Origin of the sequence: Phytoactinopolyspora mesophila (assembly GCF_010122465.1) — a bacterium.
Classification (GTDB): Bacteria; Actinomycetota; Actinomycetes; order Jiangellales; family Jiangellaceae; genus Phytoactinopolyspora; species Phytoactinopolyspora mesophila.
Map to the genome: position 1 here is coordinate 245,211 of NZ_WLZY01000006.1, position 24,341 is coordinate 269,551.

14 protein-coding genes and 1 pseudogene are annotated in these 24,341 nt (G+C 67.6%); 13 read left to right on the plus strand and 2 right to left on the minus strand.

Annotated elements, in window-relative coordinates:
• From F7O44_RS18270 to nucS, 9 genes are all read left to right on the plus strand, one after another.
• A complete protein-coding gene (locus F7O44_RS18270; RefSeq protein WP_162451705.1) occupies positions 1–1,830 on the plus strand; it encodes an ABC transporter substrate-binding protein in 1,830 nt (609 codons plus the stop codon).
• Positions 1,830–5,561: a magnesium chelatase subunit H gene (bchH, locus tag F7O44_RS18275; protein ID WP_162451706.1), complete on the plus strand. Its 3,732-nt coding sequence runs from the start codon at positions 1,830–1,832 to the stop codon at positions 5,559–5,561. Before F7O44_RS18270 ends, bchH begins: the two co-directional genes overlap by 1 nt.
• Positions 5,558–6,487, plus strand: coding sequence for a magnesium chelatase ATPase subunit I (locus F7O44_RS18280; RefSeq protein WP_162451707.1), 930 nt, complete (start codon positions 5,558–5,560; stop codon positions 6,485–6,487). Before bchH ends, F7O44_RS18280 begins: the two co-directional genes overlap by 4 nt.
• On the plus strand, positions 6,487–8,109 hold the full coding sequence (locus F7O44_RS18285; protein WP_162451708.1) for a VWA domain-containing protein: 1,623 nt from the start codon (positions 6,487–6,489) through the stop codon (positions 8,107–8,109). Before F7O44_RS18280 ends, F7O44_RS18285 begins: the two co-directional genes overlap by 1 nt.
• 79 nt (positions 8,110–8,188) lie before the next feature.
• Positions 8,189–8,737 (plus strand): DUF6886 family protein, encoded by a 549-nt coding sequence (locus F7O44_RS18290; protein WP_162451709.1) that lies wholly within the window; start codon positions 8,189–8,191, stop codon positions 8,735–8,737.
• 9 nt (positions 8,738–8,746) lie between these two features.
• A complete protein-coding gene (locus F7O44_RS18295) occupies positions 8,747–9,523 on the plus strand; it encodes an LLM class flavin-dependent oxidoreductase (RefSeq protein WP_281353599.1) in 777 nt (258 codons plus the stop codon).
• Between the two features lie 109 nt (positions 9,524–9,632).
• Entirely contained in the window at positions 9,633–11,603 is a 1,971-nt protein-coding gene (locus tag F7O44_RS18300) for an HNH endonuclease signature motif containing protein (RefSeq protein WP_162451711.1), read from the plus strand.
• A gap of 121 nt (positions 11,604–11,724) precedes the next feature.
• The gene (locus F7O44_RS18305) at positions 11,725–15,063 is read left to right on the plus strand and encodes an error-prone DNA polymerase (RefSeq protein ID WP_162451712.1); all 3,339 of its coding nucleotides are present in this window, start codon (positions 11,725–11,727) and stop codon (positions 15,061–15,063) included.
• 11 nt (positions 15,064–15,074) lie between these two features.
• Positions 15,075–15,770: an endonuclease NucS gene (gene nucS / locus F7O44_RS18310; protein WP_162451713.1), complete on the plus strand. Its 696-nt coding sequence runs from the start codon at positions 15,075–15,077 to the stop codon at positions 15,768–15,770.
• Between the two features lie 3 nt (positions 15,771–15,773).
• Here the strand turns inward: nucS and F7O44_RS18315 are convergent, their stop codons facing one another.
• Positions 15,774–16,280 (minus strand): MarR family winged helix-turn-helix transcriptional regulator, encoded by a 507-nt coding sequence (locus tag F7O44_RS18315; protein ID WP_162451714.1) that lies wholly within the window; start codon positions 16,278–16,280, stop codon positions 15,774–15,776.
• A 94-nt stretch (positions 16,281–16,374) separates the two neighbouring features.
• Between F7O44_RS18315 and F7O44_RS18320 the strand changes: the two genes are divergently transcribed.
• The 4 genes and pseudogenes from F7O44_RS18320 to F7O44_RS31220 all read left to right on the plus strand — a co-directional run bounded on the left by F7O44_RS18320 (position 16,375) and on the right by F7O44_RS31220 (position 20,771).
• Positions 16,375–17,946, plus strand: coding sequence for an LLM class flavin-dependent oxidoreductase (locus tag F7O44_RS18320; RefSeq protein ID WP_162451715.1), 1,572 nt, complete (start codon positions 16,375–16,377; stop codon positions 17,944–17,946).
• Between the two features lie 42 nt (positions 17,947–17,988).
• Positions 17,989–19,389 carry a dihydrolipoyl dehydrogenase gene (gene lpdA / locus F7O44_RS18325; protein WP_162451716.1) on the plus strand — a complete coding sequence of 467 codons (1,401 nt, stop codon included), beginning with the start codon at positions 17,989–17,991 and terminating at the stop codon, positions 19,387–19,389.
• Positions 19,390–19,437: 48 nt separating this feature from the next.
• Positions 19,438–20,603 (plus strand): annotated as a pseudogene (locus tag F7O44_RS30460) (NAD(P)/FAD-dependent oxidoreductase).
• A 45-nt stretch (positions 20,604–20,648) separates the two neighbouring features.
• Positions 20,649–20,771, plus strand: a complete 123-nt coding sequence (locus tag F7O44_RS31220; protein WP_281353600.1) for a hypothetical protein — start codon at positions 20,649–20,651, stop codon at positions 20,769–20,771.
• Here F7O44_RS31220 and F7O44_RS31980 read toward each other — a convergent pair.
• Entirely contained in the window at positions 20,761–24,072 is a 3,312-nt protein-coding gene (locus F7O44_RS31980; RefSeq protein WP_162451719.1) for a choice-of-anchor M domain-containing protein, read from the minus strand. The genes F7O44_RS31220 and F7O44_RS31980 overlap by 11 nt on opposite strands.
• Between the last annotated feature and the right edge of the window lie 269 nt (positions 24,073–24,341).

Consider the following 24,341-nt stretch of genomic DNA (forward strand, 5'->3'; position numbering starts at 1 on the left):
ATGACTGCTGTATCCGAACAGGAAACGGGCCGCCGTTCCCGCCTGCGTACGGCCGGCTGGGTCCTGGCGCCCGTGCTCGCCATGGTGCTGGCCGCCTGCGGCAGCGACGACGAACAGCTCGCGGCCAGTGGCGACGAACCGGTCGCCACCGACGGGCCGGCCAGCGTGGCTGCCCTGTCCAGCGACACCGCGGAGGCCGTCCGCGCGCTGGCCGGCACCGACCGGCTCGTCGCAGTGCCTGCCAGCACCACCAACGAACACCTCGGAAATTACCCGGACGAAATGGCACAGGTGCCGAACCACGTGCCGCCCAGCGGCAATCTCGACCCCGAACAGGTGCTGTCGTGGGAGCCTGACCTGGTGGTGGTGACCGCACGCCACGACGGCGAACAGGATGCCGGAGACCTCCTCGACCAGAGCGACGTGCCGCTGGTGACTATCCAGAACAACTGGGGCAGCGTCGAGCAGTTGCAGGAGAACTACGAGGTCATCGCCGAGGCTCTGGGGACGCAGGAGCAGGCCGACGAGCTGATCGCCGGCATGGACGCGGATCTGGCCGAGATCGCGGCCCAACTCGACGACGTCGACGAGGAGCCAACCGTCCTGGTGCTGACCAACCAGGCGGAGAACCCGTTCATCGCCGGCCCCGACTCGATGTCCACGGATATCGTCCGGCATGCCGGTGGCACGCCGGCTGTCGAGGACGCCGGCATCGAACGAACGATGCCGGCCGATCCCGAGCAGATCATCCGACTCGACCCGGACGCGATCCTGCTGGTCGACGTGATGGGCAAGGGAGAGGAGTCGTTCGACGGGCTCCTGGGTAACGACGCCGTGGCTGAGCTGCCGGCGGTGGAAGAGGATCGCGTGCTGATGCTGCCCGGCCGTTCGGCGATGGCCGCGGCCGGTGTGCACGTCGTCGACGGTGTCCGCGAGATCGCCGCCTGGCTGCATCCGGACGTGGTAACCGGCGCTGCGGCGCCGGACGCCGCCGAGGACGGAGCGGAGCGTATCGCGGCGTTGTCCGGTGACGCCGCCGAAGTGCTGGTGGAGCTCGTCGGGCCGGAGCGGCTGGCCGTCGTGCCGGAGAGCACCACCACCGAGGAGTCGGGGAACAATCCGGAGCTGATGCGGCAGGTGCCGGACACCATACCGTCGGTGTCGAACATCGATCCGGAGCAGATCCTCGCCTATGAGCCGGATCTCGTGGTCCTCACCACCAGGCACGAGGCCGAGCAGGACGCGCGGGACCTGCTGACCGACAGCGGGGTCCCGGTGATCGCCATCGACAACAACTGGGAGACGTTCGAGCAGATCGCCGACAACGTGACCATGCTGGGGGAGGCAGTCGAGGCCGAGGAGCGTGCCGATGAACTGGTCGCCGAGTTCGGGGATCGGATCGCCGAGGTCACCGCGGCAGTCGCGGACGTCGAAGACAAGCCGGTCGTCCTGGTCATGCTCTCCCTTGGTGCGGACAACCCGTACCTGATCGGTCCTGACTCGATCAGTTCCGGAATCGTCCGCGACGCCGGAGCCGAGCTGGCGGTGGAGCAGACCGGCATCACGAAGAGCATGCAAGCCGACCCGGAGCAGGTGGTGAAAGCCGACCCGGACGCGATCGTCCTGATCAACACCGGCGGGCGGGGCCTGGATGATTATGCGGACCTGCTGGCCAACGAGGCGGTCGCCGGTCTCGACGCCGTCGTGAACGACGAGATCCTGCTGCTCGACTCCACCAAGGCCACGGCGACCGCCGGGCTTCGGACCGTCGACGGGCTCGAGGAGGTCGCCCGCTGGTTGCACCCCGGCCAGTTCGGGGAGGACAACTGATGACCACGGATCCGGCCGCGCCGGTACGACTGGTTACGCTGGGATTCGAGTCGCACGGCGCACTGGCTTTGCGGCAGGGCGTAGATCTCTACGCCGGCGGCGCCGGGCCGGAGCTCCACTGGACGCGGTTCGACCGGACCGTCCTGGCCAGTCCGGACCGCCTGGCGGAGGCGTTGCGCGACGCCGATGCGTTACTGGTGCACGCGGTGCATGACGTCCCGGATGCGGAGGCACTGGCCGGCGTCGTAGCGGCCGCACCGGAGCTCGCCGTCGTGCCGGTCCAGCCCAACGCCGTCGAGGTGATGGCGGCGACCAGGCTGGGCGGCTTCGGCACCGATCCGGCGCGGACGCGTACCGAACTGGCGGCGGCCGCGGGCGCCGCCGCCAGGGCGGGCCGGCATGTCCCGCCTGAGCTGGACCAGGTCCTGCGTGTCCTGCCGGGCATCGGCCGTGAGCTGCCGCCCGAGGCGACAAGCCTGACCGCGCTGGCCAAGATCACCGAGGCGTTCCGGCACCTGTGCGCCGCGAACGTGGCTCTCGCGCTGGAGGTGCTCGTCGCCCGGCTCCGGCCAGGAGCGCTGCCCGAACCGGGCTGGCCGCGGCCGCTGCCCGTGGGCGGGTTCTGGCATCCGGAGCTGGACATCGCCGAGCGGTGGGACGAGTTCGAACCGAGGCTGCGGGGTCATTGGGCCGGGCGCGGCGCTGAACCGGTCGGGCGCGTCGTCCTGGTGACCATGCCCAGTCAGGTGCTCTCCGGCAACGCGGCGCATGTCGATGCCCTCGTCACGGCGCTAGAGGCCCGCAGGATCGAGGTGATCGGCTGGCTCGGCAACCTCGAGGCACTCGGCGAGGCGTCGACCGTCACCGACGTGCCTGGGATCGACCTGTGGATCAATGCGAGCGGGTTCACCCTCACCGGCTCGCACGGCCAGCCGAACGTCGAGTTCGACATCGAGCTTCTGTGGTCTCGCAACACACCGCAGCTGGCGCCGGTGCCGCTGTTCCGGCAGAGCCTGCCCGAGTGGCAGGGCAGCCGGGTCGGGTTGACCCCGGCCCAGGTGGCCATGCAGCTCGCGGTTCCGGAGCTGGAAGGTGGCGCTGTCCCGCTGATCCTCGGCGGCCGGGATGAGCAGAGCGACGCGATGGTCCCGTTGGCCGCGCACGTCGACCGGCTGGCGGGAACAGTGGCGCGGACGGTCGCGCTGCGCCGCAAGGCCAACGCGGACAAGCGGGTGGCCATCGTGATCTTCGGCTACCACGCGGCGCACGGCGTGGTCGGGACGGCGTCGCACCTGGACGTGTTCGCCTCGTTGCACCGGGTGCTGCTGCGCCTCGCCGCCGCCGGCTACTCGGTGGACGTCCCGGAGACGCCGGAGGCGCTGCTCGACCTCGTCGTCACCGACGACGGTGGGGGCCGTCGCACCGAGACGAACGTCGCCGCCCGCTATCACGCCGCCGACTACCTCCACGCGATGCGCCGGCATGCCGAGCGGGCCACACCCATGTGGGGCCGCCCTCCCGGAGACATCGACACCGACGGTGTTCACCTCGACATCGGCGGTGTCGTGCTCGGCAACGTCTTCGTCGGGGTGCAGCCGTCATTCGGGTACGACGACGACCCGGTTTCGCTGTTGTTCGCCGACCCGCCGGACTCAGCCACCCCGAGCCACAGCTTCATCGCCTTCTACACCTGGCTCCACCAGGAGTTCGGCGCCGACGCGCTCCTTCATTTCGGCACCCACGGCGCGCTGGAGTTCATGCCGGGCAAACAGGCCGGGCTGGCCCCGGTCGACTGGGCGAACCTGCTGGTCCACGACCTCCCGCATTTCTACCTCTACTGCATGAACAACCCGTCCGAGGGGACCATCGCCAAGCGTCGCTCGCAGGCGACTCTGGCCAGCTACCTCACCCCGCCCCTCGACCGGGCCGGAACCTACGGCGTGCTGGCCTCGGTGAGCGAAGGGGTGCGCGACGCGCTGGGCCACGAAGAGCCGGGGCGCCGGGCGGCTGCCGCGCGAGACCTGGTCGAGCTGGCCGGCTCGGCCAACCTGGACGCTGACCCGGCACTGGCCGAGACCGACCCCGACGCCTATCTGCGCCGGTTGCAATCCAGCGTGGACGAGGTAGAACAGGCATTGATCCCCATCGGCATGCACATCGTCGACCGCGGAATCGAGCCGGAGGAGGCCCTGGTCATTCTCCGGGCCGCCTGCGACTACGAGCGGCCCGACGCCGCGCTGCCGGCGCTCACCATCGAGTTCGAGCAAGAGCTGACCGGCGGCACACCGGTCACCAAGCTCCCGCCGGACGACGATGGCCGGATCCAGGTGGAGAACCGGCTCGCCGAGCTCGTCGACGCGGTGGTGGACGGGAAGCCGGCCGAGGACGACGGATCGCTGCCCGCCCGCTGGCACGGCTTCCTGACCGATCTGCGCGACCGGCTGAGCGGCAACGACGAAGCAGGGGCGTTGCTGCGTGCCCTGGACGGCGGATATCTGCGGCCCGGACCCGGCGGTGACCCGGCCCGGCAGCTTGCCGCGCTGCCCACCGGACGCAACACGCACGCTCTGGACCCGCAACGGGTGCCGACGCCGCTGGCGATCAGCCGGGGTCAGGCCGGTGCCGAAGCGCTGCTGGAGTCCGCCCGGGAAGCTGACGGGCAGTACCCGGAGACGGTCGCGATCGTGTTGTGGGGAATCGACAACATCAAGAGCGGCGGCGAAGCGTGTGCCCAGGTGTTCGCGCTGCTGGGCGTCGAGCCGGTCGCCGACACGCTGGGCCGGGTCAGCCGGTTCCGGGTGATCCCGCTGGAAGAGCTGGGGCGGCCCCGGATCGACGTCGTCTGCACCGGCTCCGGGGTCTTCCGGGACGTGCTGCCAACGACTATCGAGCTGCTCGATCGCGCCGTACGAGCCGTCGCGGTGCTCGACGAACCCGCTGAGCAGAACTACGTGCGCGCGCACGCGCTGGACCAGGCAGCGGAGCTGGGAATCAGCGTGGAGGACGCGGCCACCCGGATATGGTCGGCGCCGCCGGGCAGGTACGGCTCCGGCGTCAACCACGTCGTCGACGCCGGCCAGTGGGAGGCCGAGGCGGACCTCGGCGACATTTACACCCGGCGGATGGCCCACGCCTACGGGCACCGGCTGTCCGGTGAGAACCGGGAGAAGCTGCTTCGGCGTGCCCTCGGTTCTGTGCGGGTGACCTTCCAGAACATCGACTCCGCCGAGACGTCGCTGGCCGACACCGATCACTATTTCGAGTTCCTCGGTGGGATCACCGCAGCGACGGCGGCCGAGACCGGCGTGCGCCCACGGGCGATGGTCGCGGACAGCTACGCCGCCCGGCCGACAGTCCGTGGCCTGGACGAGGCGATGCGCCTGGAGTCTCGTACCCGGCTGCTCAACCCGAAGTGGTACGAGGCACACCTGGAGCACGGCTACCAGGGCGTGGCTGCGATCACCCACCGGCTGGAGAACACGTTCGGCATGCAGGCCACCACCGGCGCCGTCGACGGCTGGATCTTCTCCGCGGCGGCGACCACGTTCATGTTCGACGACAAACTACGCCAGCGGATGGAGGAGCTGAACCCGGCATCGGTCAAACGCTTCGCGGACCGGCTGCTCGAAGCTCACCAACGCGACCTGTGGGACGCCACCGACGACGAAGTCGAGCGCCTGGACCAACTGAGCGAACGCTTGGACGGCGTTCTGGAAGGAGTTGAGGGATGACAACGGCTCCGGCGTTTCCCTTCACCGCGGTGCTCGGCCAGGACGAGCTCAAACAGGCTCTCCTGCTCAACGCCGTCGACCCAGGAGTCGGTGGCCTGCTTGCACTGGGCGACCGCGGTACCGCGAAGTCCACGACGGTGCGGGCGCTCGGCGCGCTGCTCGAACGGGCCGGGATCTCGGCGCCCGTGGTGGATCTGCCGCTCGGCGCCACCGAGGACCGCGTCGTCGGATCGCTCGACCTGGAGGCGGCGCTGACCGGCGGACGCCGCGAGTTCGCATCCGGACTGCTGGCTCAGGCACACGGCGGCTTTCTCTACATCGACGAGGTCAATCTGCTGGACGACTACCTCGTGGACCTGTTGCTCGACGTCGCCGCCAGCGGGGTGAACTACGTGGAGCGCGACGGACTGTCGGTGCGGCATGAGGCGCGGTTCGTCTTGGTGGGCTCCGGTAACCCGGAGGAAGGCGACCTGCGTCCGCAACTGGAGGACCGGTTCGGGCTGTCCACCTACGTGCGCACGCTGAGCGACCCACGGCTGCGCACCGAGATCGTGCGGCGGCGCCTCGCCTTCGACGTTGACCCGGCCGGGTTCTGCGACGGGTACGCGGAGCCGCAGACGGAGCTCGCCGAACGCGTCCGAGAGGCGCGCAAACGCGTGGCCGAGGTGGTCACCGGCCAGGAGGAGCTGGACGAGGCGGTGCGGATCTGTATCGCTGCCGGAGCCGTGGGCCACCGGGCCGAAGTGGTGCTGGTGCGTGCGGCCCGGGCACATGCCGCCTTGCGAGGAAACGCGGATGTCGAAGGTGCGGACCTGCGGGCCACCGCGCTGCCTGCTCTGCGCCACCGGGTCCCGCGGGAGCCGTTCGACGACCCCGCGACCGTCGACGCCCGCTTGCGCGAGGTGATCGACGGGGTCGAGCGGTGATGCCCGACGCTGGTGATGCCCAGGGGCCGGGGCTGCCCGCCGCGCACATGCTCGACGCCGCACCCCGGCTCGACGCCGCCCAACGCGCGGTGGTGCGGGCGTGGCTGGCCGGAGGCCGGTTCGGCCTGTTGCTCACCGGCGACGGCTGGCTTCGGGAACGGCTCTGGTGGTGGATCCGGGACCAGCTGGATGGCCACCCGCACGTCGTCGTCGGCCCTGGTACGGATTCCGCGGCCTTGCACGGTGGGCCGCGCTGGCCGGGCGAGGTGTTGCCCCCGCGTGGTCTGCTCGCCCGTGCTCGCGAGGGAGCCCTGCTCGTTCCCACGCCCGAGCTGTGCGAACCAGCCACGCTGGCCGCGCTGGCCCGCGCGCCGCGCATCCTCGCGTCGGTCCCACTCATCGCTGACGTCCCCCACGTCGTGGCCCGGCGGCTCACGGCCGTCGTCCATCTCGAACCGGGCGTGCCGGGCGAGGCAGCCGCTGTCGAGGGATCCGGTCTGCCCGCCGGTGACGATGTCTGCGTTGGGCTGGCGAGTGAGGTCGTCGAGATCTTGGATGACTACGGACTCGCCGACCACGGCCTGGAACTGGACGCGACGCGGCTGGCGGCGTCGGTGGCCGCGGCCGGGGCGGATCCGCGCGAAGTGATCCGCCGGTGCGTGTGTGAGCCCCGCATGGCGGACGTCGTCGTTCCCTCGGCACCGCAACCGCCTGCCGCAGACCAGCCGCCTACCAGCGACGACGATCCCACGACCAGCGACGATGATCCCGCGCCGCCCGACAACGCAGCTGCCGATTCCACGAACCGCGAGACTATGGCCGAGGGCGAAGTCGAGGCGGGCGGCCCTGATCGGCCGGAAGAACCCGAACCGCTGGTGGGTGGATCGCCGCCGCTGCCCCAGCCCCGGCGCGTGGCTCGGCGCCGGCCGGCCCGGCGGTACCTCGAAGGGCGACGGGGCGCGGTGCAGCAGAATCCGTTGAGGGGGCGGCCCCGGCGGGTGGTCCCGGTCGATCGGACCGGCGGGCGGGTCGCCGTCGTGCCCACGATTCAAGCCGCGGCTCCCTGGCAGGTGGTCCGGCGCGGTGCGGCCGGCGAAGGGCGCCTGGTGATCCGCCCTGAAGACCTCCGCGGTCAGGTGCGCCACCGGCGCGGTGGGCGCGTCGTGCTGGTAGTAGTCGACGCATCGGGATCCATGGCCCGGCGGGCGATCCGTCGTGCCAAGGCCCATGCGTTGCACGTCCTGGACCAGGCCTACCGCGAACGCGCTCTCGTGGGGATCGTCGTCGTGCGAGGCGATGAAGCATCCGTCGGGCTGCCGCTGACCCGCAGCACCACACGCGCCAGGGCTTCGTTGCGAGCACTTCCGACCGGTGGCGGCACGCCGCTGGCCTCGGGCCTGATCCTCGCTGCCACGCTGGCCGGCCGGTACGAGGCAGAGCAGGTCGAGACGGTGATCTTCACCGATGGGCGGGCCAACGTCGGCCTCGGCGGAGATCCGCGCGCGGACGCCGAACACGCGGCGCGGCTGCTGGGCGTGGCGAGTGGTGAAGTGCGTGTGGTCGATCCCGCGCCAGGGCGCCGGAACGCTGTGAACTGGCTGTCGGAGCAGTTCGCCGGCTGAGGTCATGTGCGCAGCCGGCCGATGGCGTGCGGGAGTGCTGATGGATCAGGACACGCTCAAGTAGTGGCACGATGAGGATATGCGGCCCGGACCAGGCGAAGTACTCCACTTTTCCGAGAACCCGGATATCCACGAGTTCGCTCCGCATGTAGCGGCAACCGCGCAGGAGAAGGACGCCTACGTGTGGGCGGTGGACGCCACCCGTGCGCAGGACTATTGGTTTCCACGGCAGTGTCCCCGAGCGATGGCGTGGCGTGGCCCGAAAACCAGTGCGGATGACGTCGAACGCCTTCTTGGAGCGGGCGGTGTCCGGGTGCACATGATCGAGTACGGCTGGCTGGACGCGATGCGCACCGTCGAGCTCTACGCATACCGGTTCGACGCGGCGGACTTCATCCCGGCGGGGGAGCATCAGCACGCGTATGTCTCGACCACGACGATCCGTCCGCTCGGCCGCCCGCAGCGGGTCGGAGATCTGTTCGCGTTGCACGACGAAGCCGGGATCGAGCTACGAGTAGTGCGCGACTTGTGGCCTTGGTGGCATGCGGTGATCGAGAGCAGTCTGGAGTTCAGCGGGATCAGGCTGCGCAATGCCAGGCCGTCCGAGTCTGTCAGTGCTAGTCGATAGGGGTGGGGGATGAGATTCGGTATCAGCATGCCCAATACGGGCGAACCCGCCGCTCTCGTGGACCTTGCCGTCACGGCGGAGCAGCACGGCTGGGACGGCTTCTTCCTGTGGGATCACATCAACGCGATGCCCCAGATGCATGATCCTTGGGTGCTGCTCGGCGCTATTGCTGCCCGGACCACACGAGTGCGTCTGGGCACCCTGGTGACTCCAGTCCCGCGGCGGCGGCCGTGGAAGCTGGCCAAGGAGGTGGTCACACTTGATCATCTCAGTGCTGGACGGGCTGTCCTCGGGGTGGGCCTCGGCGTGCCCGTAGACCAGGAGTACGCCGCGTTCGGCGAATCTCCAATGGTCCGGGAGCATGCCGAGCGCCTCGATGAGGCGCTGCCGCTGCTCGACGGCTTCCTGCGCGGAGACCGCGTCGACCATGACGGCGCCTACTACCAGGTGCATGCCCAACTCGATCCGCCCGCCGTGCAGCGGCCCCGGCCGCCTATCTGGGCCGGTGTCACGGTGGCTGGTGAACGCCCCCTGAAGCGAGCCCGGCGGATCGAGGGGATCTTTCCGCTAGCTGGTCTTCGAGCGCCCACGCCGGACGAGATCGCGATCCTGCTGCAACGGCTGGATCCCCCGGACGGATACGACGTCGTCGGTGTGCTGAGTGAGGTCGCTAGTGTCGCCGAACTTCGGGATGCGGGTGCCACCTGGGCCATCGACGGTCCTGAAGGACCGGAAGAACCACTCGCCGACATCCGCGCCCGGATCGAAGAGGGGCCGCCAGCCTGAGCTTATATGTGCGGGCCGTAGTGCGTGAGCTGTGTAGCCGCGTATGGGTTACACACAATTGCATGTAAGGGGCTTGAGGGGAAACGCTTGTTCGATTAAGATCGTACGTATGTTCGATGGTTGTGGTCCAGAGTTGGCATCCACTGGAGAGTCTCCGGTGGATGCCGGCGACGCTGCGACGGATCACGCGCAAGTGCGTTGGGCGCGGCACGTTGATGCGGAGCTCACCGCGCTCGAACGGGCATGGGATGAGCTGCTCGCGGCCGGGATAGATCCGGCCGATCCCATTGCGGCAGATCTGGTCGTGGGCGCATGGATCGAAGCTGAGGAGCAGTTCTCTGGTCCGGCCGGACACGGAGCCGCGGCGGATGAGATGCCTGCTGGCCATCTTGGCTGGATCGCCGCGCATGCGCGGCTGCTTGACGACGTGCCCGGTGACGGCCCAGCCGATCTGTCCAGCATGGTGCCGGGAGCTCGCTTGGCCGACGTTCTGGCCACCGAGACATTCGACCAGCTCACCACCAGTCGGCTCGCCGATTCGGTGGCGGCTTGGGAGAAGGTCATCGCCTGGGCTCAGGCACAGCAGGCGGCCGCGGCGGCAGAGTTGACCCGACGGCCGGAGATGCAGGCTGACAACGCCGAGGGGCGCTCGTCATTGCACCCGGTGGCAGTCACCGCAGGTGACATTTGCACCGTCTGGCCGTGGACCAAACCTCAGGCGCAGCGGCTGGTCAGCTGGAGCGTACAGCTCATCGACTCCTTCCCCGCCGTTCACCACGCGCTGGCCGAGGGGCGTCTCGACGCCCGCCGGGCGCGGATACTCACTGATGCGCTGGCTGATCATGACCCGCAAGTAGCCCGGTTGGTCGAGGCTGCGGTGCTGCCGTACGTGCACCTGTGGACATCGGTCAAGGTGTCGTATGTGGTGAAACGGCTGCTTGCTGAGATCGCCCCGGAAACCGCAAAAGAACGTCGCCGGAACGCGCGCAAGAAGCGGGCGGTGTGGATCGAGCCGGCTGCTGACGGCATGGCGTGGTTGTATGCCTACCTGCCCGCAGAAGACGCTGAAGCTCTCATGGCTACGCTCACCGCTGCCGCCGAGGGCTCACGCCTGAACGACGAACAAACCCGTACTTCCGACCATCTCGCAGGCGACGCCGAGACCGGTGCATCCGCCGCTGAGGCTCCTGCTGCCGACGCGGCCGCCCCTGCGGACGCAGCAACCGATGCCGCCACCGGTACCGCCCCGCCCCCATCCGACGCGGACGCCGATGTTCCCGCCGACGTTGATGCCGCCCCTGCGGACGCTCCCGACCCCGCTGGCCCCGCCGACGTTGATGCCGCCCCTGCGGACGCTCCCGACCCCGCTGACCCCGCCGACGCATCCGCCGATCCCCCTGATGCCGCCTCGCCTGCTCCGCGGTCGTTGGATCAGCGGCGGGCGGATGCGCTGGCGGCGTTGGCTTGGTCGTCGCTGTACACCGGGCATCTGGGCGGTGACGGGTGTGCTCGATGCGGTTCGCCTGCGGGCGCCCCTCTGGCGTCGGCGCACGGCCGTCCGGTGACGGTCAATGTCACGGTGTCGTTGTCGACTCTCATCGGTCTGGATGAGGTCCCGGGGGAGCTGGAGGGCTACGGCGCGATCGATGCCGATCTCGCCCGGCGGCTCGCGGCGGCTGGGGTCTGGCGTTGGGTGGGCACTGACCCGGTGGGTGGATGGGCCCTCGACTACGGCCGAACCCGATACAAGCCACCGAGAGATCTGGTGGATTTCGTGATTCTGCGTGACCGTGAGTGCATCATGCCCGGGTGCCATCGCTCGGCGTACCGATGCGAGATCGACCATCGGGTCCCGTTCCCTCAAGGCCCGACGTCGGCGTGTAATTGCTCGGCCTTGTGTAAGCCATGTCATCTACAGAAGCACCACGCCGGATGGCGGCTGGAGCGGGTGGCATCCGGAACTCAACGCTGGACCAGTCCGTCCGGACATCAGCAGACCGTGAGCCCGCCTCGGATGGCAGGCGCCGCGGCTACACATCCGTCTCGGAACACCGGTCCGCCGGAGCCGCCCCCGTTTTGACTCTGACCCACCCCTGCACGGCGGGGCCCTTGAATGTGACGCTGCGGGAACCGCCCGCCCGCAGCGTCACCCCGCCGAGTTCGTGATCGAAAGGCACCGATGAGTCGTCGAGGTAGTGGCCATGGGATGGCATAACCCGTCCATCTCCTGGCGGGAATTCGAACGGGCGCTGTCATGGGGCAGCGGTTGGCGCAGTGACGGGGAGAAGCTGCCCCGGGATGTCGGGGCGGTCACTGATCTCTCGGCGCTCAGAGGCGGGGAAAACCAGCTTGCCGGCGACCCTGGTCCGGCCTGGGCGGAGCTCCACTGTCATTCCGCGTACAGCTTTCTTGATGGTGCATCCGAGCCGGAGGCGCTGGTGGCCGAGGCGATCGTGCAGGGTGTGGAGACGCTGGCCATCACCGACCACGACGGCATGTACGGCGTCGTGCGCTTCGCCGAAGCCGCGCGGGACGCTTATGAGCTATATGCCGAGAAGCTGAACGGCCGGAAATTGCACACGGCATTTGGCGCGGAGCTCAGTCTGGGTCTGACGGCCAGGCAGAGCGGCATACCTGACCCTGAGGGGCACCATTTGCTCGTGCTGGCGCGTGACCCCGAGGGGTATGCGCGGCTGGCGGCGGCCATCACCACCGCCCAGATGCGTGGCGGGAAGGGGCGTCCGGAGTATTACATGGAGGAACTGGCCGCCCAGCATGAAGGGCACTGGGCCATCTTGACCGGCTGCCGCAAGGGTGTGGTTCCGGCGGCGCTCGAGGCGGACGGTCCGGAAGCCGCGGAACATGAGCTGCGGTGGCTGGTCGGCCTTTTCGGTCAGGAGAACGTGTTCGTGGAGCTGATCGACCATGATCAGCCGCTCGACGATACCCGCAACGACACCCTGTATGAGCTGGCGCAGCGGGTGGGGGTGGGGGTGGTCGCCTCCAACAATGTGCACTATGCCGGTCCCGCTGACGCCGATCTCGCTCATGTGCTGGCCGCCATCCGGGCGCGTAGCAGCCTGGAGGAGCTCTCGGGCTGGCTGCCGTCCAACGGCACGGCGCACATTCGCAGCGGTGCGGAGATGGAGCAGCGCCTGGCCCGGTTCCCCGGCGTCCGGGAGGCCACGGCGGAGCTGGGCCGGTCATGTGCCTTCGACATCACACTCATTGCTCCGGAACTCCCGGAGCGTGAGGTTCCTGAGGGCCATACCGATGCGAGTTTCCTGCGTCAGGAGGTGCGAAAGGGGGCGCTGAAGCGCTACGGGCCACCGGGCACACCGGAGACGGAGCAGGCTTACCGGCAGATCGAACATGAGCTGGCCGTCATCGAGCAGCTCAACTTCCCTGGGTATTTCCTCATCGTCTACGAGATCACCCAGTTCTGCGAGCAGAACGGCATCCTGTGTCAGGGGCGGGGGTCAGCTGCCAACTCCGCGGTCTGTTACGCGCTGGGCATCACCGCTGTCGATCCCATCGCCCATCAGCTGCTGTTTGAACGTTTCCTCACCGACGACCGCATTGGTCCTCCGGACATCGACATCGACATCGAGAATGCCCGCCGGGAAGAGGTCATCCAGCACGTATACGACCATTACGGGCGCGAACGTGCGGCCCAGGTCGCTAACGTCAACAGCTACCGGCAGCGAATGGCGTTGCGTGACGTCGCACGAGCATTGGGGTACAGCTCCGGTCAGGTTGATGGGTGGTCGCGCCACATCGGCCATCACGAACCGATCGGGGATGACATCGGCATCCCGGAAGATGTCGTTCAGCTGGTCTATCGCATGCTCCGTCTACCCCGGCACCTGTCGATTCACTCTGGAGGCATGGTGCTTTGCGACCGTCCGGTGGGGGAGGTGTGCCCGGTCGAATGGGCGAGCATGCCGAACCGGAGCATCCTGCAGTGGGACAAGGACGACTGCGCGGCGGCCGGGCTGGTGAAGTTCGACCTGCTGGGCCTAGGGATGTTGTCGGCGCTGCGGGAATCGTTCGACCTGCTCCGTGACCACCACGGCGTGGACTACACGCTGCAGAGCATCCCCGGTGAAGACAAGGCCGTCTACGACATGCTGTGTGACGCGGACACGGTGGGTGTGTTCCAGGTCGAATCCCGAGCCCAGATGGCGACACTTCCGCGGCTTCGGCCGCAGCAGTTCTACCACCTGGTGGTGGAGGTTGCGCTGATTCGCCCGGGACCGATCCAGGGCGGCTCCGTTCATCCCTACATTCGCCGCAAGAACAAGAAAGAACCCATCACCTATCCACACGAGAGCATGAAACCCGCTCTGGAGCGCACCCTCGGTGTTCCGCTGTTCCAGGAGCAGATGATGCAACTGGCCATCGAGTGCGCTGGCTTCAGCCCGCGGGAGTCCGATCAGTTGCGGCAGGCGATGAGCTCGAAGCGGTCACCGGAGCGCATCGAGCGGCTGCGGGAGCGGCTGCTCACCGGGATGTCGAAGAACGGTATCCCATCCGACGTCGCCGACGACATCTACGGCAAGCTGTTCGGCTTCGCCAGCTACGGATTTCCCGAGTCGCACGCCTACAGCTTCGCCTATCTCGTCTACGCCAGCGCCTACCTCAAACGGTATTACCCGGCTGCCTTCACCGCCGCCCTGCTCAACAACCAGCCGATGGGCTTCTATTCGCCGCAGACACTGGTGGACGACGCCCGCCGGCACGGCGTCACAATCCGTGGCGTGGACATCAACGCCAGCGACGTCATGGCGACGCTGGAAGAACACGTGCCCGTCGAATCCACTGACCCGCACGCACCGGAGGGTCTCCAGCCGGCGATCCGCATGGGGCTGTTGTCGGTGCGTGGCCTGGGCGAGAAGGTCGCCCGCAAGATCGCCGAGGCGAGGCCGTTCGAGGACATCGCCGATGTTGCCAGACGCGTGGGTGCGCCATTGGCAGCGCTCGAAGCACTGGCGACCGCTGGTGCGTTCGGCTGTTTCGGCCTCGACCGCCGGGAGGCGCTGTGGGCCGTGGGGGCGCTCGCGAACGACCGTTCCGACCAGTTGCCGGGCACGACGCCCGGTTCGGTGGCGCCGTCGTTGCCGCAGATGACCGCCGTCGAACAGACCTTCGCTGACCTCTGGGCCACCGGGGTTTCCCCGGACAGCCATCCGGTGCAGCATGTCCGCGATCAGCTGGATGAATGGGGAGCGGTCCGGGCCGGCTCATTGCGTACCTTCGACGACGGCCAGCGGTTGCTGATCGGCGGGCTGATCACGCATCGGCAGCGTCCCCCCACGGCCGGCGGGGTCGTCTTCATGAACGTCGAGGACGAGACCGGGATGGTCAACGTCATCTGCCCGCCTGGGGTGTGGAAGCGGCAACGCCGGATCGCGCTCGAATCGACGGCGGTGGTGGTGGACGGCAAACTCGAACGTGCCGACGGTGCGGTCAACTTCTACGCCATCCGGCTGGCGCCGTTGAAGGTAACCGGCAGTACAGGCAGCAGAGACTTCCGGTAGCGTCGGTCATCGTGCGACTCGTCATTGCGCGGTGCCAGGTCGACTACGCCGGCCGGCTCACTGCTCACCTCCCACTGGCCATCAGATTGATCATGGTGAAAGCCGACGGCAGCGTGCTGGTGCACTCCGACGGCGGTTCATACAAGCCGCTGAACTGGATGAGCCCTCCGTGTTCGCTCAATGTCGCCGATCCCGATGACGACGCCCGCGAGGACGGCGTGACATCGGTGTGGACTGTGCAGAACAGCAAGACCGACGACCGCCTCGTGATCAGCATCCACGACGTCATCGAGGACGCTACCCACGATCTCGGCGACGACCCCGGCCTGGTCAAAGACGGGGTCGAGGCGCACCTGCAGCGGTTGCTGGCCGAGAATGTCGAAACCTTCGGCGTGGGCTGGCGGTTGGTGCGCCGTGAGTATCCCACCGCGATCGGTCCGGTGGATCTGCTCTGCCGGGACGAGACCGGCGTGACCGTCGCGGTGGAGATCAAACGGCGGGGTGAGATCGACGGCGTCGAGCAGCTGACCCGGTATCTCGATCTGCTGAACCGGGATCCGCAGCTCAGCCCGGTGCGTGGGGTCTTCGCGGCTCAGGAGATCAAGCCACAGGCGCGCACCCTCGCCGTTGACCGCGGTATCACCTGCCTCACGGTGGACTATGACGCCCTGCGCGGCGTAGATGATCCCTCTACGCGGCTGTTCTGACCGTCATCGCCCGGACCGGATGTCCTCCACGACATCGCAGGTGTTCGCTACCGGGTCGAGGTGTTGAGCATGCTGCGCCACCTGTTGGAGCAGTGTGCGTAAGGTGTGGCGCTGATGCTCGTCCAGCGGGGCAAGAAGGTGTTCTTCCGCGTGTGACAGCTGGAGCCGCAGGCGCTCGAGCAGCTCTTGGCCGGCGGAGGTGACCACGATGCGCCGCGCCCGCCGGTCGGCTGGGTCGGGTTGCCGTTCGACCAGCCCGGCGCCGGTCAGGTCATCGAGTAGGTACGTCATCACTGTCCGGTCGATACCCAGATGCTGGGCCAGCGCCAGCTGGCTGCGTGCAGCTCCATGGACAGCCGCAGCCAGGACCTGATAGCCGCGCGGGCCGCCCGGCAGATCCGACAAGATCGCGTCGAACATCTTGACGTACGACCTGAAAACCCGGCCCAGTGCCCAGCCGAGGTCAGACTCGAGGCCGGTGACGTCAGGCCGGTCGGTCGCCGTGGTCATACACACAGTGTAGGCGCCCTAAGGAAGAATTGCGGGAACATAGATGTTCGGGTAGGCATATGATCTGTGCGACAGAACATTCTGGAGGTTCGATATGGCTGATTACGGGCACGAGTTGCTCTTCGGGACGTTCATCACGCCCATCGCGGCGCAGGCGGAGCGGGTTGTCGAGCTGGCACAGCTCACCGACGACCTCGGCCTCGACCTGGTCACGGTCCAGGATCACCCCTATCAGCAGGCCTTCCTCGACACATGGACGCTGCTGTCGGTGATCGCGGCCAAGACGGCACGGGTCCGGGTGATGCCGAACGTAGTGAGCTTGCCGCTGCGTCCCCCGGCGATACTCGCCAAGAGCGCGGCCAGCCTCGACGTCCTCAGCAACGGCCGGGTCGAGCTGGGACTTGGAGCCGGGCCGTTCCTGGAGCCCATCGCGGCGATGGGCGGCCCAAAGCGCACAGTGGGGCAGAACATCGGCGCGCTCGAAGAAGGCATCGAGATCATCCGTGCCATGTGGCGTCCTCAGGACGGCGCGGTCCGGGTCGACGGGGAGCATTACCGGGTCTGGGGCGCCAAACCAGGCCCGGCGCCGGCGCACGAGATCGGGATCTGGGTGGGTGCGGTCAAGAAGCGGATGCTCGGCGTGACGGGGCGGCTGGCCGACGGCTGGTCGGTCAGTTCGCCGTATGCCGGGCCCGAGGAGCTGCCGGCCAAGAACAGGCTGATCGATCGGGCCGCGGAGGACGCGGGGCGCGAACCGTCGGCGATCCGCCGGCTGTACAACATCAGCGGCACGTTCGACGGCTCCGGCGCGGAGTTCCTGCAGGGGCCGCCCGCGGTGTGGGCCGAGCAACTCGCCGAGCTGAGCGTCACCGACGGCATGAGCGTATTCATCCTGGCAAGCGACGACCCGACGACGATCCGCCGGTTCGCGGCCGAGGTTGTCCCCGCGGTCCGTGAGCTTGTCGCTCAGGAACGATCGAGCGCAGCGTACGGCAGAGAGCGCAGCGCGGGAACCGGCGCGACGGAGGCGTCGCCTGAGACCGATCGCCCGTCATCACGTGGTGAGCGCGGACTGGGTGCTCTTCCGACGCCTGACGACGGAATCAGGCTGAGCGGCGAGCGGGTGTGGGACGAGTCGGACCGCCCCGAGGGCCCGGCACCCGAGCCAGGCCGCACGTACACCGCGCACGAGCAGGCCAGCGGCCGGCACCTCGTCGACGTCCATGATCACCTGCGAGCCGAATTGAGCCAGCTCAGAGGTTTGATCGACCAAGTCGCCGCTGGGTCTGTGGGTATCGGCGAGGCGCGCTCACAGATCAACACCATGACCATGCGGCAGAACAACTGGACCCTCGGGACCTACTGCGAGACGTACTGCCGGATCGTCACCACCCACCACACCCTTGAGGACCAAGCGATGTTTCCGCAGCTTCGCCGCGCGGATCCTCGGCTGAAGCCCGTGATCGACCGGCTGGAGGAGGAACACCACGTCATCCACGATGTTCTGGAGCGCGTCGACGCGGCGTTGGTTGCCCTCGTATCAGGTTCGGGCGGGATAGAGCAGCTACGAGACACTGTGGACTTGCTCACAGATACCTTGCTCTCGCACCTCTCCTACGAGGAACGTGAGCTGGTGGAGCCACTAGCCCGGCTCGGGTTCTCCTGAGCCCGCTCAACCGCCGGTGTTCGAACCACTAGGCTGTTCACCATGAGTGCGCACTTCGATGTCGTGGTCCTTGGCGCCGGTCCCGGTGGATACGTCGCCGCTATCCGTGCCGCGCAGCTGGGCAAGTCCGTGGCGATCGTGGAATCCAAGTACTGGGGCGGTGTTTGCCTCAACGTCGGCTGTATTCCCAGCAAGGCGTTGCTGCGCAACGCCGAGCTCGCCCACCTCGTGAAAAACGATGCCGCCACGTTCGGGATCAGTTTCGACGGCGAGGTGCAGGTTGACTACACGAAGGCGTATGAGCGCAGCCGTGAGGTGGCCGACGGCCGCGTCAAGGGCGTGCACTTCTTGATGAAGAAGAACAAGATCACCGAGTTCGACGGCTGGGGCACGTTCACCGACGCCAACACCCTCGACGTCTCGCTGAACGGCAGCGGCAACGAGACCGTGACGTTCGACCACTGCATCGTCGCTGCCGGCGCCACTACCCGCCTGCTGCCCGGCACGCAGCTCAGCGAGCGCGTGGTCACCTACGAAGAGCAGATCATGCAGAATGAGCTGCCCGGCAGCATCATCATCGCCGGAGCCGGCGCCATCGGCGTCGAGTTCGCCTACGTCATGGCCAACTACGGCGTCGACGTCACCATCGTCGAGTTCCTCGACCGCATGGTGCCGCTCGAGGACGCCGACGTCTCCAAGGAGCTGGCCCGCCAGTTCAAGAAGCTCGGCGTCACAGTCCGCACCTCTACCCGGGTGGACGCGATCGACGACAGCGGGGACAAGGTCAAGGTCACCGTCACCAGCGGCGACAAGCAGGAGCAGCTCGAGGCCGACAAGGTCCTGCAGGCCATCGGCTTCGCACCGCGCGTCGAGGGCTACGGGCTGGACAAAACCGGCGTCAAGCTCACCGAGCGGGGCGCGATCGAGATCGACGACTACATGCAGACGTCGGTGCCACACATCTACGCGATCGGCGACGCCACCGGCAAACTGTTGCTCGCCCACACGGCCGAGGCGCAGGGTGTTGTCGCGGCAGAGTCCATCGCCGGCGCCGAGACCATGCCTATCGACTACGTGATGGTGCCTCGGGCCACCTACTGCCAGCCGCAGATCGCCAGCTTCGGCTACACCGAAGCACAGGCGAAGGAGAAGGGTTACGACGTCAAAGTGGCGAAGTTCCCCTTCATGGCCAACGGCAAGGCACACGGGCTGGGCGAGACCGGCGGGTTCGTCAAGATCATCTCGGATGCGAAGTACAACGAGCTGCTGGGCGCACACATGATCGGCCCCGACGTCACCGAGCTGCTGCCCGAGCTGACGCTGGCGCAGAAGTGGGACCTCACCGCCGACGAGGTCGCCCGCAACATCCACGCGCACCCGACCCTGTCCGAGTCAATCCAGGAAGCCATTCACGGCCTCGCCGGCCACATGATCAATATGTGAGTAACGCAGCCGGACCGCGTACCGACCGGCGAGTGCGAAGGAGTGGCCGTGGGGCGTGAGGTTGTCGTTGTCGGTGCTGGGATTGTAGGTATCTCGCTGGCTCATGCCTTGGCCACCCGCGATATCGGTGTTACGGTCCTCGACCGTGATGCGCAGGAGCCGCGCGGCTCGACCGCTTACGCTCCCGGCTTCGTTGGTCTCTATAACGATGTGCCGGTCCTGACTCGGCTGGGACGAGAATCAGCGGCGATCTATAACGCCGCTGACGGTGGTTTTCGTCGTTCCGGCGGGCTTGAGCTGGCGACCTCGGATGCTGGCGTGGCCGAGGTTGAGCGTCGCGTCGAAGCGGCCCGAGCAGCCGGGCTCCGGGCGGAGTTGTTGACGGCAGCGGATATTCCTAGCTCGGTGGCCGCGTTCGTGGACACCGGCCTGGTGCTTACGGCGGGCCACTTTGTCGATGACGGATCGGCCGATGTACGGGCCCTGACTCGTGTCCTCCGGCGGAGGCGCTCGCTCGCGGCGCGCGGCTGTTGTGTGATCGCGAAGTCACGGGTATCGATCAGCGAGGATCGGGTGCGGTCGTGGTGACTGCGTCCGGGGATCGTTTCACCGCGGATGATGTCGTGCTCGCGGGCGGCGTCTGGGGTCCATCGCTCGCCGAGTTGACGGGACTCGAACTGCCGCTGTTCCCAGTCGCTCACCCCTACGTCTACGGCAGTCCGGCCGCCACATGGAGTCCTGGGCCGTTCGTCCGATGGCCCGAGCACCATGTCTACTCCCGCATCCACGACGACCAGCTGGGCATCGGCACCTACGACCATCACCCGGTCCCTGTCGGCCAGCGCGAGCTTGCTGCCGGGGCTGGCCTGGCCTGGTCTGAGGACCTTGATCCGGTGATTGATGCGGCTCAGCGACTCCTGCGCCCCGAGGCAAGGTTCGCTCCGGAGCACCGCATCAACGGTGTCTTCGCGATGACCCCCGACAACCTCCCGTTCCTCGGCAGGCACCCCGAGATCGAGAGTGTGTGGATCGCGCAGGCGATCTGGGTCACCCACGCTGCGGGTGCTGCCCGAACGCTCGCTGATGCCATGCTCGACCGAAGCGACCTGCCCCATGAACTCCACCTGACGAGGTTCGCCGAGTCCGACACTGCCACGCTCCGCGAGAGCGCGTTGCGTCTCTACCGAGACATCTACGCCAACGACGCTGCGTGAGTCGTCGGGAGTGAAGCTGCCGCGGCTGGCAAGCTCAGCTCGTCGGTGTACCTGCCGGAGAAGATCCACGACAGCGAGCTGCAAACGCTGCCCATCACTGGTGATCATGGGATGGGGGCGCGCGACGACACAATTCACCAGTACGACGCCGCCATCATCAAAGCCTAGGGCGAGCGGCCAGCGCGGCGCCGCCGCCGGCCAGAAGCAGCAGAGCTATCAGGCCCGCAAGGGCGACCCCGTCTGGGCCTGTGTCGGGTAGGTCACCATCCCCGTCGTCGCCGCCTGGTGGAATACCCTCGTCGTCCGGCGGCCCTGAGCTGTCGGGCACGTCCGGCACGTCAGAGGGCGTGGACGTGGGCACCGCACTCGGGTCGGAATCACGGGTCGGCTCGGCAGTCTCGGTAGGTTGCGCAGTGGGGGTGGGTGTGAGTGTCGGCTCGTCCGTCGGCGTGGGCGTGGGCGTCGGTTCGGCGGTCGGGGTAGGTGTGGCGGTCGGTTCGTCCGTGGGCGTAGTTGTAGGAGTTGGTGTGGCGGTGGGATCGTCTGTCGGTGTCGGTGTCGGTGTCGGTGTCGGTGTCGGTGTCGGTGTCGGTGTCGGTGTCGGTGTCGGTGTCGGTGTCGGTGTCGGTGTCGGTGTCGGTTCGTCGGGTGCGCACGGCGTGACGGTGGCCGGGTCGACGTCGTTGCCTGCGACGAAGGTCAATTCGATCTCGTCGTGGACCTCGCTGCCATCGGCGAGGGTGGCGTCCCAGCGCAGGCCCACGCAGTAGACGCCGGGTTCGGAGAAGCCCCAGTTGTACATCGATGTTGTCTCCGGCCACCGCTCATGAGCCGATTTCTCATGACCCTCGCGGGTGCTCAACAGTGCGACGCCGGTCTCGGCAGATGCCCAGGTATCCCACACCGCGAACGCGCCCGGTCCCTCCACGCCGGTCAGCGACCAGGTGAGGTCGCCGTGGAGCTGGTTCGAGCGGATGGTGAACGTCTCCAGCTCGAAGGGGTGCCTAGAAGGGTCGATCGTCCAGTATGTCTGCCCGGCGGGGGCTGGGACCGTCGCATCGTCGTCCGAGCCATTCCTTGATGTGGTGGCGTGGAAGACAACACGCGAAGGATGATGGACGAGCCCACCATCGATCTGGGTTCCCTGGACAATCTCCACCTGGAAGGAGTCGTCGGCGATGGTGGGCTGCAGCCAGGCGTAGGTGTGGGCAGCCCAGAAGTCGGACCCGCCGACGTCACCGAGCACGACGACGTCATCACCGTCGGCGGCACGGGTTATCCGTGGATGGGTGGGCTGGTACTGCACGGCGGTGCGTCCGCAGGGGGTGACGGTCGAGGGGTCGACCTCCTCGCCAACCAGCACGGTGACGAACTGTGTGTCTTCCGTGGGCTGGCCAGTGCTGGACAGACGTCCGGAGAACGTCATGTTCAGGCAGTAGATGCCAGGTTCGGTGAAGTTGATCTCCGGATGGCCATGTCCGTACCGACGAGACGGGAGACCGCGCCCGTCCGGGAACCCGGTGCGAGTGCTGAAAACCGGGTCGGCTCCGTTGGAGCCGCCGAATCCGAATACGACGTCACCGGGCGCCGCTCCACCGTCCAGTCCGGTGACGCCGTCCATGCGCCAGGTGAGGTAGTCGAGGAAGTCAGAGTCGGTGATCGCCTCGGTGCTGTAGCCGAGCCACGGCACGTCACGGTTCTGGCTGATGGGCACTTGCCACACAACGCTGCCGGCGGGGGCGATGTGGGTGCGATCTTGGAAGTCGTCCGGCTCTGGGATCGTGAAGTGCGCTGCATCCGGGAGATGCAACACGACGTCGTCGAGCTCGTGATATGTGGTGGCGTTGATTCGGAACAGTAGTCGCAACCGTTCCTGTGCGTTCAGCCGGGCACCGAAGTCAGCGTGTCCGCGGTCGAAGATCAGTACCTCGGGCACGCCGGGTTCGTGGTCGTTGACGGCGGGCTGCCCGTCCGGGAGCGTGCCGTCCGGCAGTTCCACACAATCCGGTGCCGCGTACGGGTCGACGTCGTCACCCACCGCCACCGGCCACTGCTGGCGGTCGCTGGCCGCGGACCCGTCCGGCCGCGTCGTCGTGAGTTCGAGGTCCAGGCAGTAGTAGCCAGGCTGAGAAAAGGTGACGACGACGTCCTGGCGCCCGCTGGAGCGTGTGATGGTGGCGGGCAGGCCGAGGGATGAGTTGATCTGGCGAGCGCTGATCGCACTGCCGCCGATCATGACATGTCCTGGGCCAGCGGCTGCCTTGAGAGTCAACTCGACGGGAGCGCCGGCTTGCCAGCTGTCTTCAGGTGGTGAGCTCAAATTCTGTAGAAAATAGAGCCCGTTGCCGGAGCTAGTGCTGGACTGCCAGATCATGGCGCCCGGTTCGCCCAGGCCGCCCCAGCCGAACTCGTCTTGCAGCGGCTTTCTCGCTCGGTCGCTCAGGTGCAGCACGGTCTCACTCAGCAGGCTTCGCGGTGCGGCGTTGTTGGCATTGCGCGCGGTGAGCAGGTGATAGACGCCGAGGCGAGGATGGCCGTCGTCGTCGACATGAGGCCGGACGTCGTGGTTCCAGTCGTTGAGTACGCGGCGCGACGGCGGCTCGGCGGGCGGTGGCGTTGGCACGGTGCCTTCGGTGAGCGGTTCGCACGACGGCGCCCCTGCCGGATCAACGGCGCCCACGGCCACGGCGAGCTGTCCACGACCGTCGGCGGCAACTCCGCCGGTGAGGCCGGCGCTCAAATCCAGGCAGTAGTAGCCCTGCTCAGTGAACGACCAGCGGATCTGCGAACCCAGTGAGCCCGTGGCGGGAAGCGCGATCGTGTCGGGCAGGCCATCGAGGGTGCTGACCGGAGTGTTGGCATGGGCGCGGGCAAGGCGGACATGTCCTGGGCCCGTGGCGGCGAGAAGGCTGATGTCGAGCGAGGAGTCTTCTGCGCTCAGCTCGTCACGCACCAGCGCCGGCGTCGGGTGCAACACGGGTGCGTGGGTGGCGACGCTACTCGTCGTCCAGAACGGCAGCCACGCCGGCAACGTGTCGGTGGCCTCCGTGCCGGGCTGGATAGTGGAGACGGCTGATGTGGGAATGTGCACCACCACATCGGCGAGCGGCGACCACTCGCGGTCCTCAAGGGGAGGCGCGAATGAGCTGTCGCCCGGCTCCAGATGCAAGAACCCGACCTCGAGGGCGTCACCGGCGATTCGAGGCGCGAACAAATGTGTGCCCGCGGCCAGTATTGTGCGGGAGCCGGTGTCGCGACTCTCCTCCGCCTCCACCTGCTCCGGTATTCCGGCGGTGGCCGCAACGGTGATGAGAATGCCGGCGACACTCCCGGCCAACACACGTGCGGCCATCCGCCGCGAGATGACATTGCCAAGCTGTCCACCGCGGAACACCGACATTGCTTCTTGCTCCGTTCCAGGACGCTCAGCATCCCGAATCAGCCCGATGCGCACGAGCGCACGGATCACCAACGAAATGGTTCAAAGCAGACTGAACGGTATCAGATAACGATAATCCATCTCATTTGCCTCGACCGTTCCTCGCCTTCTGATCGGGGCAATTGGCTGACTACCCGTCGGGATCTTCTTGCTTCTTCCATGGAGCCCTTCTGGGTCCGGCACATCGTGGCGGCTGACATGGACAGCTGCTGTTGGGTCGACGAGGTGCCGGCGTCTGGTGCGTTGTGGGCGCCGGTGGTCTTCTTCGGCGCTGTGCTGACGGCCGCTCTGATAGCGCC

Bases quoted from the DNA above. Each gene is read 5' to 3' on its own strand.
- F7O44_RS18270 (WP_162451705.1), top strand. From the start codon at position 1: ATGACTGCTGTATCCGAACAGGAAACGGGCCGCCGTTCCCGCCTGCGT.
- bchH (WP_162451706.1), top strand. From the start codon at position 1,830: ATGACCACGGATCCGGCCGCGCCGGTACGACTGGTTACGCTGGGATTC.
- F7O44_RS18280 (WP_162451707.1), top strand. From the start codon at position 5,558: ATGACAACGGCTCCGGCGTTTCCCTTCACCGCGGTGCTCGGCCAGGAC.
- F7O44_RS18285 (WP_162451708.1), top strand. From the start codon at position 6,487: ATGCCCGACGCTGGTGATGCCCAGGGGCCGGGGCTGCCCGCCGCGCAC.
- F7O44_RS18290 (WP_162451709.1), top strand. From the start codon at position 8,189: ATGCGGCCCGGACCAGGCGAAGTACTCCACTTTTCCGAGAACCCGGAT.
- F7O44_RS18295 (WP_281353599.1), top strand. From the start codon at position 8,747: ATGAGATTCGGTATCAGCATGCCCAATACGGGCGAACCCGCCGCTCTC.
- F7O44_RS18300 (WP_162451711.1), top strand. From the start codon at position 9,633: ATGTTCGATGGTTGTGGTCCAGAGTTGGCATCCACTGGAGAGTCTCCG.
- F7O44_RS18305 (WP_162451712.1), top strand. From the start codon at position 11,725: ATGGGATGGCATAACCCGTCCATCTCCTGGCGGGAATTCGAACGGGCG.
- F7O44_RS18315 (WP_162451714.1), bottom strand. From the start codon at position 16,280: ATGACCACGGCGACCGACCGGCCTGACGTCACCGGCCTCGAGTCTGAC.
- F7O44_RS18320 (WP_162451715.1), top strand. From the start codon at position 16,375: ATGGCTGATTACGGGCACGAGTTGCTCTTCGGGACGTTCATCACGCCC.
- lpdA (WP_162451716.1), top strand. From the start codon at position 17,989: ATGAGTGCGCACTTCGATGTCGTGGTCCTTGGCGCCGGTCCCGGTGGA.